This is a genomic window from Croceitalea marina (assembly GCF_042684265.1).
GTDB lineage: Bacteria > Bacteroidota > Bacteroidia > Flavobacteriales > Flavobacteriaceae > Croceitalea > Croceitalea marina.
This window is the reverse complement of the sequence record NZ_JBHULB010000008.1, coordinates 196,099-213,026: the sequence shown is the minus strand read 5'-3', so window position 1 is coordinate 213,026 and position 16,928 is coordinate 196,099. Positions and strand designations below refer to the sequence as shown.

Genomic DNA, 16,928 nt, shown 5'->3' with positions numbered 1-16,928 from the left:
GTTAGAATTTGAAATTATAAGTGATTGATGGAACAACACCAAATATTGAAGTTCTAATAGCCTCGTTTCTACCAGTGTCTTGATTTTGCCTAAAATTAATTGATGCTGCATTCATTCTATTGTATACGTTATAAACACTAAATATCCATTCTGATTGAAAACTGCGGTTTCTGTTCTTTTTAGGACTTAAAGTCGCGGCAATATCTAATCTATGATAGTTAGGTAGCCTTGTTTGATTGCGAAGACCAAAAAACGGTACAATTAAGCCTTCAAACTCGAATTGTCCTACTGGAAAGTTAGTAGGCTGACCTGTTTGAAAGATAAAATTAGAATTAAAGCTCCATTTTTCATTCAATTCAAAATTACCATACAAAGCGATATCATGTGTTTTGTCATAGGGGGTGTTGTACCATTCCCCAAAATTTATACCCGACTCTAGGTTAGACCTACCATTATCGACTACCGCGGGGCGACCAGGGGTTCGCTGTTCCGATTTTGAAAGTGTATAGGCCAACCAGCCTTGAAACCTACCTTCGTTTTTTCGTAATAAAAACTCCAGTCCGTATGCTCTGGACTCACCGTTTAGGATAACCTGTTCAATAGCATCATTCGCAATTAAATCGGCACCATCTATATAATCGATACGGTTGTCTATATCCTTATAAAAACCTTCTACTTCAAGAGAATATTCACCATTATTAATATTCTTGAAGTAACCAAGCGCATATTGGTCAAGTAACTGAGGTTCAATAAACGGTCCGCTAGGGGCCCAAACATCCAATGGAGTAGGGGAGCTTGTGTTTGACAATAAATGTAAATATTGAGCAAGTCTTGTATAGCTGGCTTTTATTGAGTTTTTCTCGTTTAAAGTATAGGCCAGCGATATTCTTGGTTCTAAATTTGTAAATGGCGCCAGGTTTGTACTTCTGCCGGGGGTAATAGTATCAATAGGAGTAGCTTCTCTATAAACCAATTGAAAGGAATCAAAGAGCACGGGTTGGTTATTTTGATAAACAAATAGCTCATCTTGCCCAAGCCTATTAAAATGACTAACGCGTAAGCCATAATTAATACTTAGGTTATCGGAGACCTTTTGCTCAACATCAACATATGCGGCCGCTTCGTTAGCATACTTTTTGGTTAGTTGGTCAGCTACAATGCCTGATTCTGGGCTGTTGGGTATGATTTTACCTGGATTAAAAACATAGTAGATATTGTTTAATCCGTAATTGATTTGAAGCTTATCGTTTATGTAATGTTTTAAATCATACTTTAAATTAAAATTCCGGATTCCTGAATCCCACTCAAAACCAACAAAATCCAACTCCAAGCCATAGAAATAGTCAGAATAGATTAATGATAAGTTCGAAAAGAGCTTTTCCGAAAACAAATGATTCCACCTAAAATTACCTACTGCGTTACCATATACGTTTACGAAACTGTCGTTAATACTAAATACATCTCTTCCGAAATACCCGGATAGATAAACGCTGTTTCTGTCATTTATCTTATGACTGATCTTGGTGTTGACATCATAAAAATAGGCCTTGTTATTCACATCGAATAGCGGAAGAAACAAGTGTGCATAGGAAGCTCTTCCTCCTGCCAAGAAAGCTGTTCGGTCTTTAATGATTGGACCCTCAATGAGCAGTCTGCTAGCAACGGCACCAATACCACCGGTTACTTTGGTTTCCTTACTATTGCCCTCTCTCTGAAAAATTTCTAATACAGAAGAAACCCTACCGCCATATCTCGATGGTATACCACCTTTGAACAGTTTTATGTCTTTGATCGCATCTGGATTAAAGACAGAAAAGAACCCAAATAAATGTGACGAATTGAAAATAATGGCTTCATCTAAAAGAATAAGATTTTGATCTGCTGCTCCGCCGCGAACATTAAAACCAGACGAAGCCTCACCTGCGCTAGTTACTCCAGGAAGTAATAGCAGTGATTTGATAACATCGGCCTCACCCAGTACCACAGGTATTTTTTTGATAGTTTGCACCTTTAAAGCATTTACGCTCATTTGGGGCTTTCTAATATCCAAACGTTCGGCATCCTCTGAAACAATTACCTCCTCTAATTGTTCGGCTTCTTCTTCTAATTTAAAATTGATTTTTTGATTCGTGTTAAGGTTGACCTTTTGAGAGATATCCTTAAACCCTAGATAGCTTACCATTAGATTGTAATCCCCCTGTGGCAGGGAAATAGAGTAAAAACCATATTCATTGGTGGTTGTGCCAGTGCGAAGTTCAGGTATCGCAACGGTAACCCCTATTAGGGTTTCATTACTAGAAGCTTCTGTTATGGTGCCACTAATGGTAAAACGTTGTTGTGAAAAGGAAAACAGAGAAAATAGCAGTGATACTAAAAGCAGTAACGAGCGAATTTTTGGCATTTGATTGATGATTTCCTTAAAAATAAGGAATAAAATACAGTCTTAAACTCTATATCAAACCAAACATCACAAAACTATTCTGCAATTGTTTTTAAAATTTCATTGAAGCTACTGCTAGGTCTCATAGCACTAGCAGCCTTTACATCATTTGGTAAATAATAACCGCCAATGTCAACAGGTTTTCCTTGGGCATCAATTAACTCTTTTAGTATTTCGTTCTCCTTTTCCTTAAAAATAGTATCTACTTTAGAGAACTTTTCCTTTAAATACTGATCGTTGGTTTGATTTGCCAATGCCTCTGCCCAGTACATAGCCAAGTAAAAATGACTGCCCCTTGTATCCAGTTCATTAACTTTTCTTGAAGGCGACTTGTCATTATCCAAGAATTTTTCAGTGGCTTCATCAAGAGCTTCTGCCAAAACCTGTGCTTTTTTATTGTCGTTTTTCTCACCATAGTGGTCCAATGAAACTCCAAGCGCTAAAAATTCACCCAATGAGTCCCATCTAAGATGGCCTTCTTCAAGAAATTGCTCAACGTGCTTTGGTGCAGAACCTCCGGCGCCAGTTTCAAACAGACCCCCACCATTCATTAAAGGCACGATAGATAGCATTTTGGCACTAGTACCCACCTCTAGAATAGGGAATAGATCAGTTAGGTAATCTCGCAGTACATTTCCAGATACCGATATGGTATCTTTTCCTTCTTTAATTCTTTTTAAAGTAAATAAGGTTGCCTCAGTGGGAGAAAGAATATGCAACTCAAGCCCAGAAGTATCATGATTTGGTAAATAAACATTAACTTTTTTTATTAACTCTGTGTCATGAGCTCTTGTTTCGTCTAACCAAAATACAGCGGGTGTTTTTGAAGCCTTAGCTCTTGTTACGGCTAGTTTTACCCAATCTTGAATAGGTGCATCTTTTACTTGACACATTCTCCAGATATCACCTTCTTCTACCTTATGTTCAATTAGTTTCTCGCCAGTTTTAGTATCGATTACCGCTACGGTTCCAGCTTCTTTTATTTCGAAAGTTTTATCGTGTGAACCATATTCTTCCGCTTTTTGGGCCATTAGTCCAACATTAGGTACCGTACCCATTGTTGTAGGGTCAAAAGCACCATGTTCTTTGCAAAAGTCAATAGTAACTTGGTAGATGCCGGCGTAGCTGCTATCAGGAATTACAGCTTTAGTATCTTTTGATGCACCATTTTTATCCCACATTTGCCCCGAATTACGGATCATCGCCGGCATTGAAGCATCGATAATGATATCACTTGGTACATGCAGATTTGTAATTCCTTTATCGGAATTTACCATTGCTAAATCTGGCCCATGGTGAATGGTCTCTTTTATTGCTTCAGTAATTTCTGTTTTTTCGGTTGAGGATAAATTTTCAAGCTTATCAAATAGACTTTCAAGTCCGTTGTTTGCATTAACACCTAGTTTTTTAAAGGTATCGGCATATTTTTCGAAGACCTCGCTAAAATAAGTTTCTAAAGCATGCCCAAAAATAATCGGGTCGGAAACCTTCATCATGGTCGCTTTCAGATGAAAAGAAAGTAGTACATCATTTTCTTTGGCATCTTTCACTTCGTTTTTCAAGAATGTTTTCAGGGCATTCTTACTTAAAACGGTAGCGTCAATGATTTCTCCTTTTTGGAGCTCGATACTTGGCTTTAGTGTCGTCTTATTTCCGTTACTATTTTCTAGAACAATAGCAACTTCTTTTTCCTCATTTACGGTCAGGGATTTTTCATTAGACCTAAAATCCCCAGAAGACATTGTAGCAACATGGGTTTTAGAATCTTTGGACCAAACCCCCATTTTATGTGGGTTCTTTTTGGCATAGTTCTTTATCGCCTTTGGTGCGCGCCTATCAGAATTACCTTCTCGTAATACAGGGTTTACGGCACTCCCTTTTATTTTATCAAAACGAAGTCTTATCTCTTTTTCTTCGTCCGTTTTAGGTGAAGAAGGATAGTTCGGAATATTATAGCCCAATTTTTGAAGTTCTTCTATGGCTTCGGATAATTGAGGTACAGAGGCACTAATATTTGGTAGCTTTATAATGTTGGCCTCAGGAGTTTTAGCAATTTCCCCTAAGTCCGCTAAATCATTGGAAATTCTCTGTTCTTCTTTCAAAAACTCTGGAAAAGAAGCAATTATTCTGCCAGCAAGAGAAATATCTCTCGTTTCAATTGAAATATTGGCGGTGCTTGTAAATGCTTTGACTATAGGTAGAAAAGATTGGGTTGCCAATGATGGGGCCTCATCGGTCTTGGTATAAAGTATTTTTGCCATCGCTTAGAATTAATTTTAGCGGTGCAAATATACGATTTTAGCTAAGGTTATTCTAAGGGAATATTAATGGAGTATAAAAACAATAAAAGCCATATCATCGTACGAATACTTTGATATGGCTTTTTGCAAACACTTCATAAACTTTAAACCGTATGTTGCCATCGCAGTTTCGGCCTTGGGCCACATTTAGACAAGTGTTTCAACGTTTAGATTAACTCTGCTTTTAATTTTTCAATCAAACCACAAGAGTGTATCTGGTTATTGTTCTTTAATTTTTGTCATAAAGGAAAATTGCTCTTCCAATAGCACACAAAAACCGTATTTGTCGATTTCTTTTGCCTGAGCACTGTCTATCGACAAGCTTATCTTAAGATTAGTAGTGTTACCAATTAAATTAAGCGAACAATATTTTAAAGAACGTCAACTTTAAGAAGAATCTAAAAATTTGTTACCATCTTTTTAAATTCTTAGATAAATGTACTGTTTATTTTGAATTTGGAGTATATTATAAGCAACTAAAAATCAACATATTATGAACTATGGTTATTAACAATTGTTCATAAAAAAAAGCATCCTAAATTAAAGGATGCTTTATGGTTTTGTTAAAAGGTAAGCTTAAGAACGAATTTCCTTAATCCTTGCTTTCTTACCGGTAAGACCTCTAAAGTAAAAGATTCTTGACCTTCTAACTTTACCTCTTTTGTTTAATTCTATCTTTTGGAGTGCAGGCATGTTCACTGGGAAGATACGCTCAACACCTACAGTACCCGACATTTTTCTTATGGTAAAGGTTTCCGTCGCACCACTACCGCGACGCTGAATGACAACACCTTTAAAGAACTGGGTTCTTGTTTTGTCACCTTCTTTAATTTCGTAGTACACAGTGATAGTATCACCGGAAGAGAACTTTGGAAATTCTTTCTTTTCTACGAATTCGTTTTCTACAAATTTTATTAGCGATTCCATTTCGAATCAATTTAAGTGTTTTTTAAAATCAACATTCACGATTTTCGTCAGAGGTTAACTTTAATGGAGTGCAAAAATAGTTCTTAATTTAAAACTGACAATAGTTTTGAGATTTTTTTAGCTCTATCTACTAGTTTTTCTTTATATGGTTATTAACGAATAGCGAAAAACCAATTACAAAAATTACCGGGGGTATATTTTGGAGAACATTTAATAAAGCAACTGATTTAGCAACGGCTTCAGGACCATTAGTAGCTGCTATGGTGGTCCATATGATATTAAATACGTAAAAAAATATGGTAAGAATGCTTCCCGCTAACATTAATACGGTAGCGGTATTTTTAATCTTAAAGACTAGAACAATGCAAAATACCAGTAATAGTAATTGTGACAGGTCTCCTAAAATACCGCCTACAATATAAATAGGGTCAAAAGTCATATTATTCTAATAAATCAGGTCGCAAGGTTTCAGTTCTTTTTAATGCCTGTTCTTCTCGCCATTTTTCTATTTTGGGGAAATTACCGCTTAATAATACATCTGGCACCTTATGCCCTTTGTAGTTTGATGGTCTAGTATAGACAGGGGGCGCCAATAGATTATCTTGAAAGGTATCTGTTAAAGCTGAAGTTTCATCATTTAAAACCCCCGGAAGCAATCTAATTACGGCATCGGATAACACAGCGGCAGCAAGTTCACCTCCGGATAATACATAATCACCTATAGAAATTTCTTTTGTAATAAAAAGATCTCGAACACGCTGGTCCACTCCTTTGTAATGGCCACATAGTATAATAATATTTTTCTTTAGTGATAATCCGTTCGCCATACCTTGATTCAACGTAGCACCATCGGGTGACATATAAATGACCTCGTCGTAGACTCTTTCTTCTTTTAGTTTAGAAATGCACTTATCTATGGGTTCGGCCATAAGCACCATTCCAGCCCCTCCACCAAATTGGTAATCATCAACTTGGTTATAATTTCCTAAAGAGAAATCTCTTAGATTGTGCAAATGTACTTCCACAAGCCCTTTTTCAATGGCTCGTTTTAAGATAGAAGCTTCAAAAGGGCTCTTAAGTAACTCTGGTAAAACAGTAATAATATCAATGCGCATGATAGGTACTTATATGGTGTAAAAGTAGGCTATTATTCAGGTTTTATGGGCTGACCAAAAATAATGAAAATGTTTGCTGTCTTTTTGCCAACCTAATCTTTCATATAAATGTTGCGCAGGGTTTTCAATACCAGTTTCTAACCCAACACCTTTATAGCCCATGAGAAGGCATTGTTCTTTTGCTTTATTTAATAATGCCTGCCCAACTCCTTTTCCTCTATGTGAAGGACTTACATATAAATCGTTTAAAATATAAAAGGCTTCCATGGATACAGATGAGAAAGAGGTGTATAGTTGGGTAAATCCAATAGGAGTATCCTTCTCTATAGCAAGAAATAGAATAGACTCATTCAATTCTAAACGTTTCTCCAAAAAAGTAAAGGCACTTTTTTTCTCGGAAGACTGTTGGTAGAACACCCGATATGCATCAAACAAGGTCACCACTAAAGGAATATGTTCTTTTGTGGCACGTATAATGTTCATGTAAATGGGTTAGGCCCCTTTTTTGTTTTTGTTGATTTCGTCTTGCAATTCCCGACTTATCTTTTGCTCTCTTTCCAGAGATCTTCTACGATGTTGTTCAAACTCCGCTTCAACATCAGCAAGCGCAGATTTTGCTTGTTGTGTTAAAAAGTTACTGTTTTTAAAACGGTAAATAAAGAATAACAAAAAGGCCAACAGACCAAAAATAATAGACCATACAATAATTTTATAAGTGCCCTTGGAAACCATGGCGCCGAAAAAAGACATACTATCCTTTTCTTCGGTCAATTGATTGAGATTCTTTGTAGTCTCATCCAATTTGGTATTAAGAGAGCTTATCGAAGTCTCATTTTCTGCTATTGTAGCCCTAAGACCAATAATAGTGCCATTGGCGGTAGAAATGGAATCGAGAATATTCTTTCTGAGCGCTTCCAGTTCTAATAAACGAACAACCTCGTATCTTTTACCAGCTTGTCTGTAATTGGTAGACTTTCTAATAATGGTCTCAAATTGACCGCTGATACTAGTGTCTTCGTTTTTAGATGTAGTTTCGTCTTGGGCTTTAAGTGGGTTTATTGCTAATAATAATCCACCTAAGAGAATCATAATTTTTTTCATAGGAGTTCTACTTTTACTTTAGATTTAGAGCAAAACGAAGGTACACCAATAAAATAAATCACCAAAAAAATGAATTTATCTCTTTTTAAATTTATTCTAATAATAGGTATAGCGTCTTACTTTAGCGATGTACTTTGCTAGCCTAATTACCTGATGGGAGTACCCGAATTCGTTATCATACCAGATATAAAGCACAATGTTTTTGCCATCACCGGAAATTAATGTCGCTCTACTGTCATAAATAGAAGGTGCCGATGTACCTACAATATCAGAAGAGACCAATTCATTACTTAACGAGTATTTTATTTGTTCTACCAGATCACCTTCAAGTGCATACTTTTTAAGAATGGTATTTACAGCTTCTTGCGATGTTTTGTTTTTGACTTCTAAATTCAAAATAGCCAATGAACCATTCGGTACGGGAACACGAATAGCGTTTGAAGTCAATTTGCCTTCTAAAGAAGGTAATGCCTTTGCAACCGCTTTGCCAGCGCCCGTTTCTGTAATTACCATGTTTAAAGCTGCAGCTCTACCACGACGGTATTTTGAGTGCATATTATCGACCAAGTTTTGGTCGTTGGTATAGGCATGTATAGTTTCTAAGTGACCCTTTTTTATGCCCAAAGAATCTTCAATTACCTTTAAAATTGGGGTAATGGCATTGGTTGTGCATGATGCCGCTGAAAAAATCTTTGTAGTGTCAGGGTCATATTCTTTGTGGTTAACACCGTGAACGATATTTGGAATTTCTTTACCTGGTGCGGTAAGCAATACCCTGTTGGCTCCTTTGGCTTCTAGATGTCTCGAAAGTGCTTTTTTATCTCTGAATGCTCCTGTATTGTCAATAATCAAAGCATTGTAAATACCATATTTGGTATAATCGATACTTTCTGGTTTATCTGCACTTATGATGTAAACCGTAGTGCCATTGATTAATAAAGCCTGTTTTTTAGAGTCGATTTCCACCGTTCCGCTGAATTGCCCATGAACAGAGTCGGTGCGCATTAGGGCAGCTCTTTTTTCTAAAACAGCATCACTTACTTCTCCACGAGTGACGATTGCTCTTAACCTTAATTGATTGCCCTTGCCTGTCTTGGCCATTAATTCTCTTGCCAATAAGCGGCCTATTCTACCAAAGCCGTATAAAACCACGTCTTTCGGTTTAATATCTTTTGAATCTTGCGAATCATTAAGCTTGTCTAATACAAATGCTTTTACGTTTAAGTGGCTATTTTCTTGGGAATGGTACTCATAGGTTAGCTTGCCAATATCCAGTTTTGCAGCTGGCATATTAATATCGTTTATAGCTCTTAAAAGCTCAACTGAATCAAAAATGGAAATCGGTTTTTGAACAAACTCTCCAGCATATTCATGCAAATTGATAATATCACTTACATTTTTATCGATTACCTGATTTTTAAATAGAACTACTTCGATGGACTTATCATACCATAAATCACTTATCAACTTTATGAATTCGGTAGTAGCCTTTCGTCTATCTGCTTGAAATGCCAATTCTTTTTCGTAAGATTTAATATCACTCATAACTGGAGTACTGGTTGTTTAAATTTTTCGCAAAAGTAGTTATTTCAAACGTTTTCGTAAAAGGAATAATTGATAAATAAAAAGCGCCTCCAATGAGGCGCTTTTTTTGCTAATTGTTATTTGCTATTTACTGAAAAATAAGTCTTTCTCGTTCTCCGTCTTCGGTCATTAAAGTTATACTGGTAGAGCCATATCTTGATATTTTACTAAAAATAGCCTTGGCATCGTCAATATCGTTGACTTCATCATCGTCAACTTTAATAATTACCTTTCCTATCAAATCATAATTCACATATTGTTGTGGTACGTCAATAATTTTAACTCCTTCTTTAAGATTGTATTGTTTTTTGTCTTTTTCAGAAAGATTTTTAACCCGGAATCCCATTACAGGCATGTCCGCTGTTTGATTTTTCTTTAAGACAACAGGTAACACCATTTTTTTACCATTTCTATCTATAGTTACTTCAACCTCGTCCCCTGGACGCTTAGCGGAAAGATATCCTGTTAACTCTGAGAATTTGGTAACCCTAACGTTGTCAACTTGTTTAATGACATCTTCAACCTTAAGGCCAGCTTCTTCAGCACCTGATTCGTCCGCAATACCAGCGATATATACCCCTTGAATCTCATTGATGCCAAGCTCCAAGGCTTGTTTTGAATTTTCTGGTACTGTATTTACTCCTAAAATTCCCTTTTGAACATTACCAAATTCCAATAAATCATCGACTACTTTTTTAGCAATATTACTTGGTACAGCAAACGAATAACCGACATAAGAGCCAGTTTGCGAAGTTATTGCTGTATTAATTCCAATTAAATCGCCATTGGTATTTACAAGGGCACCACCACTGTTGCCCGGGTTTACGGCAGCATCTGTTTGTATGAAAGACTGATTTCTTGCTACCGATAAAGAGCGTGCTTTTGCACTAACTATACCTGCTGTTACAGTAGAGGTAAGATTAAAAGGATTGCCAACGGCCAAAACCCATTCCCCGATTTTTGCATTATCAGAGTCACCAAATGCTAAATAGGGCAGATTTTCAACATCGATTTTTAATAGCGCAATGTCTGAATTCGCGTCGGCCCCAACTACTTCGGCCTCGTAACTTTTATTGTTATTTAAGGTAACTTCAATTTTTGTAGCTCTATCAATAACATGGTTGTTGGTAACAATATACCCGTCAGGGGAGATGATAACACCAGATCCAGTACCTACTTGAGGTCTTTGGATGGCTTCGGAGCCATAGAAGAACTGCGCTACAGGATTTCGTTCAACAAGTGTCATATTTTTGACGTGAACCACGGCATTTACTGTTTTTTCGGCCGCTATGGTAAAGTCTACCTCATTAATGCCGGCACCTCTCGCAGAAGTGCTAAGATTGCTCGTGGTCACAAATGAAGCGGTATTGTCATCTGATAAGTAATTGTACGTTTCTTTTTCAAAAAATAACTTGTAGGCCCCTAAGGTTATTCCCCCGGCTAAAAGGGCAACTACGAATAAATTTGCTGTTCTTTTCATATTCAAAGTTTTATTTTAACATTTAGCTTTCCTAAAAGTAGTCGAAATTAAAAGTTCATTTTAACAGTTTAACGCTCTTTTAACTGCAAAAAAATCCTTAAAGAATATAGTATCTTTACCCGATGGATTTGGATTTGCAACTTCAATTTTACAAATATCAAGGCACAGGAAACGATTTTGTGCTTATTGATAATCGTCAGCAATTATTTCCCAAAAACAATACCAAATTGGTTGCTTTTTTATGTGACAGAAAATTTGGCATTGGAGCCGACGGACTAATTCTGCTAGAAAATGACGAATTGTCAGATTTTAAGATGGTCTATTACAATTCTGACGGCAATGAAAGCACTATGTGCGGCAATGGTGGGCGTTGCATTGTTGCTTTTGCAAAAAAACTAGGGGTGATTGAGAATGATACTACTTTCAATGCCGTAGATGGCCTTCATAAAGCTACTATTACTCATGATTTGGTCACACTACAGATGATAGATGTAGATGAGGTCAAAGAGAAAGAGAAGTATGTTTTTTTAGATACGGGTTCGCCACACCATGTACAAATTGTGAAAGACCTGGCTAAATTAGACGTTGCAAAAGAAGGCGCTAAGCTCCGCTATGGCATATATGGTAAAGAAGGTAGTAATATCAATTTTGTGTCCCCAGTAGATTCCAATACTTTTCAAATACGCACGTATGAACGTGGTGTTGAGGATGAAACTCTCTCTTGTGGCACTGGTGTTACGGCTGTTGCTTTAGCTATGCATAAAGCAAAAGTAACCGAACAAAACCATATTCATATAAATACAGAAGGAGGTAAGTTGCAGGTAACTTTTTTTGAAAATGAAGGAAAGTATACTGACGTATACCTTATTGGTGCTGCAAATTTTGTGTTTAAAGGAGAAATTTCATGCTAGGTCTAAAAGGTGAAAATATTTATCTGAGGGCCCTTGAAAAACAAGATCTTGATTTTTTATATAAATTAGAAAATAACACGGAGATTTGGGAAGTTAGTGGCACATTAGCCCCTTACTCGAAAGGGGTATTGCAGCTGTATTTAGATAATGCCCATCGAGATATTTATGAGGTCAAGCAATTGCGTTTGTGTATCTGTAATACTGAAGACCTTGTTATCGGACTTATTGATTTATTCGATTTTGACCCAAAAAACTTGAGGGCTGGGGTGGGGATTATTATAATGGAAGAAAAGAATAGAAATAAAGGAGTAGGGGAAGAGGCTTTAGATCTAGTATCCAACTATGTTTTCACTAAGTTGAATCTACATCAATTATATGCCAATATTTTAGAGACGAACGCACCTAGCATTCGGCTTTTTGAAAAGAAGGGCTTCCAAAAAGTTGGAATTAAAAAAGATTGGATTTTGACGGACGGAACCTTTAAAAATGAAGTTTTATATCAAAAAGTAAAATCTTGAAGAATTTAAAAAAAGTAATTTGGGCAACTGCCATTTTAGGACTGGTGATCTGTGGCTACTTTGCCTACACTATTTATGGGGCTATTTTTTTACCAAACACCAGTTTTGATAACGAGGAAGCTTACATTTTTATTCCTTCGGATGCCACTATTGGCCAGGTAAAAGAGCAACTGACCCCTTTGTTAAAAGACTGGAGTACTTTTGAGGCGGTAGCACAACGCAAAGGATATACTTCAAACATAAAGGGGGGTAAATATAGGATTGCTAAAGGGATGAATAATAATGATATTGTCAATTCTTTACGAAGTAACAATATTGCTATAAAGGTTTCTTTCAATAATCAAGAGACTGTTGAAGCTTTGGCAGGTAGAATTGCCGCGCAGATTGAAGCCGATAGTGTCTCTCTTGTAAAAGCATTTAATGAAGCAGATTTTTTAAGTGCGAACAACTTTAACGACGATACCAAACTATCACTATACTTACCCAATACCTACGAATTTTTTTGGAATACAAATGCAGTAGGTTTTCGTAAGCGTATGCTTAAAGAATATAATCGTTTTTGGAATGATGAACGAAAAGCTAAGGCCGAAGCACTTGATCTTAGCCCCATGAAAGTATTGGCACTTGCAGCAATAGTGCAAAAAGAGACAGCTAAGGTAGATGAACGCCCAAGAGTAGCAGGGGTATATTTGAATCGCCTAAGAAAAGGTATTCCACTTCAGGCAGACCCTACAGTTATCTATGCCATAAAAAAAGAGACAGGAAATTATGATACCATTATTAAAAGAGTGCTTTACCGAGATTTAGAAATGGACTCTCCATATAACACCTATAAAAACAAAGGTTTGCCTCCAGGACCCATTACAATGCCGGATGTTTCTTCTATAAACGCAGTTTTAAATCCTGAAAAACATGAGTATTTATTCTTTGTTGCCGACGTTTCAAACTTCGGATACCACATGTTTGCCAAGACCTTGGCGCAACATAACCGTAATAAAGAGCAGTATATCCGATGGTTGAACAATCAGAGAATCAAGAGATAAGCTCGTTTTGGCGATTAAATCTCACCTGTTAACGTAATTTGGGTATGTTTTAAGAAAATCTTAGGAGCTTTAACATCAATCAACAAACTTCCCCCACTATATTTGCCCCCTCAAATTTAAATCTGCGTATTACCGTAGAAATTAAAATTTTGAATTATGAAAAGATGGATCAGTTTTTTAGGTCATCTGGTAATTATTGTGGTTTTGACCAGTTTTGGAAAAAACATAACTAATCAGAATGTTGAATTTGTTATGCTTCCAGAAAGTGCAAGGGTAGTTGAGAACACCCTTGCGGCATTTCCTAAGGTGCAAGAATCAGCAGAGACGTATGACACAAACACTATTTTCTTAAAGAACGGTTTTCAGGGTTTTAAAGAGGCTATCGCTTTTAAAGAATCACAAGGACAATATGGAGTTGTTAATACTCTAGGATACTTAGGTAAGTATCAATTCGGTGCTAATACATTAAAACTGTTGGGAGTTCATGATACCAAAAAGTTTTTGAACGACCCGGTTCTTCAAGAGAATGTTTTTGAATTGAATGTCTCTAGAAACAAATGGATATTAAGAAGAGATATTAAAAGGTTTGTAGGAAAACGCATTAACGGAACGACTATTTCAGAATCGGGAATTGTAGCTGCAGCGCACCTTGCCGGAGCTGGCAATGTGAAAAAATACCTTAGGTCTTATGGAAAGACAGACTTTTCAGATGCTTACGGTAGCACCATTGCCTATTATGTGAAGAAATTCAATGGTTATGATATTTCAATGATAAAATCGGTGCATAACCCGAAAATTTAGTGCGATACGAGAACAATAGAAAATCCTGAAGCAATTTTTGCTTTGGGATTTTTTTATGCCTGAATAATAAAGATGGTAGGTCTTTTGTGCAGATCTACCATTACTTTTCGCCAATCGCCGATAGATTTGGTGTATATGGTTTCGGTTTGAAGACTGATGTCGGCCGCTACACAGAGTTGTGTGTGAGGTTGAAGTACTTTTAGTAGTTCGGTAAGTAGTTTATCGTTTCTATAAGGGGTTTCTATAAAAATCTGAGATTGACCGGTTTCTTTTGATCTACGTTCAAATTTTTTAATAACGCTTCTTCGCTCGCTGTTGTCTATGGGCAGATATCCATTAAAGGCAAAATTTTGCCCGTTCATACCACTAGCCATCATTGCTAATAAAATTGAAGAAGGCCCAACTAAAGGCACTACCTGAATTTTTTTATCATGGGCTATACGCACGACATTTGCGCCAGGGTCCGCAATTGCAGGGCAACCGGCTTCCGATAATAGTCCGACATCCAAACCTTGAAGACAGGGACTAAGATAGTTGGGGAGTTCTGAGGGGTCGGTAAATTTATTTAAGGTCTCAAAATGCAGTTCCGGCTGTGATTTGTTGGCGCTTACGGCCTTAATGAACTTTCTTGCCGTCTTTTCGTTTTCGGCGATGTAATGGTCAATATTCTCTATTGCCCTTTTTATCGATATTGGCAAGACTTCAAGTGGAGGGCTGTCTCCCAAGGTACTTGGAATTAAATATAATTTACCAAAAGTGCTATTTGGGTTAGTTGTTTGCATTTCCGTTAAGTTTTTCGGCTATGGTATTGCAGGCTTCTTCAATAAGCCGAAATACATTTTCAAATCCATCGGAACCGCCATAGTACGGATCTGGAACCTCTTTTAGTTCACCATTAATTTCACTCAAAAGTAATTTTACTTTATCCTTTTGACTATCATTTGAAGTTTTGACAATTACGTTAGCATAATTATTCTCATCCATAACATAAATAAGGTCAAATACCTCAAGGTCCGCTGAAGAGAATTTTCTGCAAGTTTGGGTTGAAATATCTATTCCGTATTTTTTTGCAACGGCTATGGAACGTTGGTCTGGCCGGTTACCCACGTGAAAACCGGCTGTGCCGGCAGAATCAACATAAACAGTAGCAGCATTTGTCTTTGATTGTAATATACCCTCGGCCAATGGAGACCTGCAGATATTACCAAGGCACACCATCAAAACTTTGGTCATGCTTAAAGTGATTAGGTAAACTTCTTATTAAGGTCTTCAATGTACTTTCTGAACTGCTTGTCGGTTTCAGCTAGATTGTCAACTGTTTTACAAGCATGCAGTACTGTGGCATGATCACGTTTTCCAATCTGAGAACCTATGCTTGCCAAAGAAGCTTTTGTAAACTTTTTAGCAAAGAACATGGCCAATTGTCTCGCCTGTACGATATGACGCTTTCTTGTTTTTGATTGGAGCGTGGCAACATCCATTTCAAAATAATCGGAAACTACTTTTTGAATGTAGTCTATAGAAACTTCACGTTTTGTATTCTTTACGAACTTTTCTACGACCTGCTGTGCAAGTTCAAGAGTAACTTCTCTTTTATTGAATGAAGATTGGGCAATTAAAGAAATAATGGCACCCTCTAGCTCCCTGATGTTGGTTTTAATGTTTTTGGCAACATGGTCAATAATGTCATCGGGCATTTCAACACCATCCCTGTAAAGCTTGTTCTTAAGGATAGAAACCCTGGTTTCGTAGTCCGGAGCTTGCAATTCTGCCGATAGCCCCCACTTGAAACGCGACAGTAAACGTTGTTCGATATCTTGCATATCTACCGGTGCCTTATCGGATGTTAAGATAACCTGCTTGCCATTTTGGTGCAAATGATTGAAAATGTGGAAGAACACGTCTTGGGTACCCGATTTTCCTGATAAAAATTGAACATCGTCTATTAGTAAGACATCGATTAACTGATAGAAATGTATAAAGTCGTTACGAGTATTCTTTTTTACAGATTCAATATATTGCTGGGTAAATTTTTCCGCAGAAATGTATAGAACGGTACGTTCGGGATATTTATCTTTTATTTCAACACCAATGGCATGGGCCAAATGTGTTTTTCCTAACCCAACCCCACCAAAAATCAATAGTGGATTAAATGAAGTGCCTCCGGGTTTGTTGGCGACGGCCATTCCAGCTGATCTTGCAAGCCTATTTGAATCACCTTCTAAGAAATTCTCGAAATTATAATTAGGGTTTAATTGAGATTCGATTTTAATATTTCGTATGCCAGGAATCACGAACGGATTCTTTAATTCCGGATTTTTCGAAGTTATAGGAACATCAAGTTCTTGTGGCGCCATAGCTGAGCGATTTGAACTTGGTATTTTTTCGGTAAAAGGCTCGTTGTTACCATACTTGTTCTCCATCTTAATAATGTAAACCAGTTTGGCGTTGGCACCCAACTCTTTGGTCAATGCTACTTTTAAAAGCTTAACATAGTGTTCTTCAAGCCATTCGTAAAAGAATTTACTCGGCACCTGAATACTCAATGCGTTGTCGGTTAACCTAACGGGAATTATTGGTAAAAACCAAGTTTTGAATGCCTGCGGTTGGATATTATCTTCGATAAAAGCCAAACAGTTGTTCCAAACGGAAGATGCAGTAACACTCATAAAAATTGTTCCTTTGTTTGTTGGTTAGTATTATAAGTT

16 protein-coding genes are annotated in these 16,928 nt (G+C 37.0%); 4 read left to right on the top strand and 12 right to left on the bottom strand.

Annotated elements, in window-relative coordinates; genetic code table 11:
• Nucleotide 1: 1 nt before the first annotated feature.
• The 9 genes from ACFSQJ_RS07980 to ACFSQJ_RS07940 all read right to left on the bottom strand — a co-directional run bounded on the left by ACFSQJ_RS07980 (nucleotide 2) and on the right by ACFSQJ_RS07940 (nucleotide 10,947).
• The gene (locus ACFSQJ_RS07980; RefSeq protein ID WP_377766421.1) at nucleotides 2-2,401 is read right to left on the bottom strand and encodes a TonB-dependent receptor; all 2,400 of its coding nucleotides are present in this window, start codon (nucleotides 2,399-2,401) and stop codon (nucleotides 2-4) included.
• A 74-nt stretch (nucleotides 2,402-2,475) separates the two neighbouring features.
• Entirely contained in the window at nucleotides 2,476-4,701 is a 2,226-nt protein-coding gene (locus tag ACFSQJ_RS07975; RefSeq protein WP_377766420.1) for an NADP-dependent isocitrate dehydrogenase, read from the bottom strand.
• Nucleotides 4,702-5,316: 615 nt separating this feature from the next.
• Nucleotides 5,317-5,667, bottom strand: coding sequence for a 50S ribosomal protein L19 (gene rplS, locus ACFSQJ_RS07970; protein WP_377766419.1), 351 nt, complete (start codon nucleotides 5,665-5,667; stop codon nucleotides 5,317-5,319).
• 130 nt (nucleotides 5,668-5,797) lie between these two features.
• Entirely contained in the window at nucleotides 5,798-6,106 is a 309-nt protein-coding gene (locus tag ACFSQJ_RS07965; protein ID WP_377766418.1) for a hypothetical protein, read from the bottom strand.
• Between the two features lies 1 nt (nucleotide 6,107).
• The gene (gene trmD, locus ACFSQJ_RS07960) at nucleotides 6,108-6,782 is read right to left on the bottom strand and encodes a tRNA (guanosine(37)-N1)-methyltransferase TrmD (RefSeq protein WP_377766417.1); all 675 of its coding nucleotides are present in this window, start codon (nucleotides 6,780-6,782) and stop codon (nucleotides 6,108-6,110) included.
• A 36-nt stretch (nucleotides 6,783-6,818) separates the two neighbouring features.
• Nucleotides 6,819-7,265, bottom strand: coding sequence for a GNAT family N-acetyltransferase (locus ACFSQJ_RS07955; RefSeq protein ID WP_377766416.1), 447 nt, complete (start codon nucleotides 7,263-7,265; stop codon nucleotides 6,819-6,821).
• A gap of 9 nt (nucleotides 7,266-7,274) precedes the next feature.
• Nucleotides 7,275-7,883 (bottom strand): tRNA (guanine-N1)-methyltransferase, encoded by a 609-nt coding sequence (locus ACFSQJ_RS07950; RefSeq protein WP_377766415.1) that lies wholly within the window; start codon nucleotides 7,881-7,883, stop codon nucleotides 7,275-7,277.
• A 96-nt stretch (nucleotides 7,884-7,979) separates the two neighbouring features.
• Nucleotides 7,980-9,428 (bottom strand): glyceraldehyde-3-phosphate dehydrogenase, encoded by a 1,449-nt coding sequence (locus ACFSQJ_RS07945; protein WP_377766414.1) that lies wholly within the window; start codon nucleotides 9,426-9,428, stop codon nucleotides 7,980-7,982.
• Between the two features lie 127 nt (nucleotides 9,429-9,555).
• Nucleotides 9,556-10,947, bottom strand: a complete 1,392-nt coding sequence (locus tag ACFSQJ_RS07940; protein WP_377766413.1) for a S1C family serine protease — start codon at nucleotides 10,945-10,947, stop codon at nucleotides 9,556-9,558.
• A gap of 134 nt (nucleotides 10,948-11,081) precedes the next feature.
• Between ACFSQJ_RS07940 and dapF the strand changes: the two genes are divergently transcribed.
• From dapF to ACFSQJ_RS07920, 4 genes are all read left to right on the top strand, one after another.
• Nucleotides 11,082-11,858 carry a diaminopimelate epimerase gene (dapF, locus tag ACFSQJ_RS07935; RefSeq protein ID WP_377766615.1) on the top strand — a complete coding sequence of 259 codons (777 nt, stop codon included), beginning with the start codon at nucleotides 11,082-11,084 and terminating at the stop codon, nucleotides 11,856-11,858.
• Complete coding sequence (locus ACFSQJ_RS07930; RefSeq protein WP_377766412.1) at nucleotides 11,852-12,376, top strand: GNAT family N-acetyltransferase; 525 nt, start codon at nucleotides 11,852-11,854, stop codon at nucleotides 12,374-12,376. The genes dapF and ACFSQJ_RS07930 overlap by 7 nt, the downstream gene beginning before the upstream one ends.
• Entirely contained in the window at nucleotides 12,373-13,419 is a 1,047-nt protein-coding gene (mltG, locus tag ACFSQJ_RS07925) for an endolytic transglycosylase MltG (protein WP_377766411.1), read from the top strand. Before ACFSQJ_RS07930 ends, mltG begins: the two co-directional genes overlap by 4 nt.
• 156 nt (nucleotides 13,420-13,575) lie before the next feature.
• Nucleotides 13,576-14,220 (top strand): hypothetical protein, encoded by a 645-nt coding sequence (locus ACFSQJ_RS07920; RefSeq protein ID WP_377766410.1) that lies wholly within the window; start codon nucleotides 13,576-13,578, stop codon nucleotides 14,218-14,220.
• A gap of 53 nt (nucleotides 14,221-14,273) precedes the next feature.
• Here the strand turns inward: ACFSQJ_RS07920 and ACFSQJ_RS07915 are convergent, their stop codons facing one another.
• Genes ACFSQJ_RS07915 through dnaA form a run of 3 tightly spaced genes read right to left on the bottom strand, consistent with a single transcriptional unit; the run spans nucleotide 14,274 to nucleotide 16,889 of the window.
• Entirely contained in the window at nucleotides 14,274-15,002 is a 729-nt protein-coding gene (locus tag ACFSQJ_RS07915) for an SAM-dependent methyltransferase (RefSeq protein ID WP_377766409.1), read from the bottom strand.
• Entirely contained in the window at nucleotides 14,989-15,453 is a 465-nt protein-coding gene (locus ACFSQJ_RS07910; RefSeq protein WP_377766408.1) for a low molecular weight protein-tyrosine-phosphatase, read from the bottom strand. Before ACFSQJ_RS07910 ends, ACFSQJ_RS07915 begins: the two co-directional genes overlap by 14 nt.
• 11 nt (nucleotides 15,454-15,464) lie before the next feature.
• Nucleotides 15,465-16,889, bottom strand: coding sequence for a chromosomal replication initiator protein DnaA (dnaA, locus tag ACFSQJ_RS07905; protein WP_377766407.1), 1,425 nt, complete (start codon nucleotides 16,887-16,889; stop codon nucleotides 15,465-15,467).
• Between the last annotated feature and the right edge of the window lie 39 nt (nucleotides 16,890-16,928).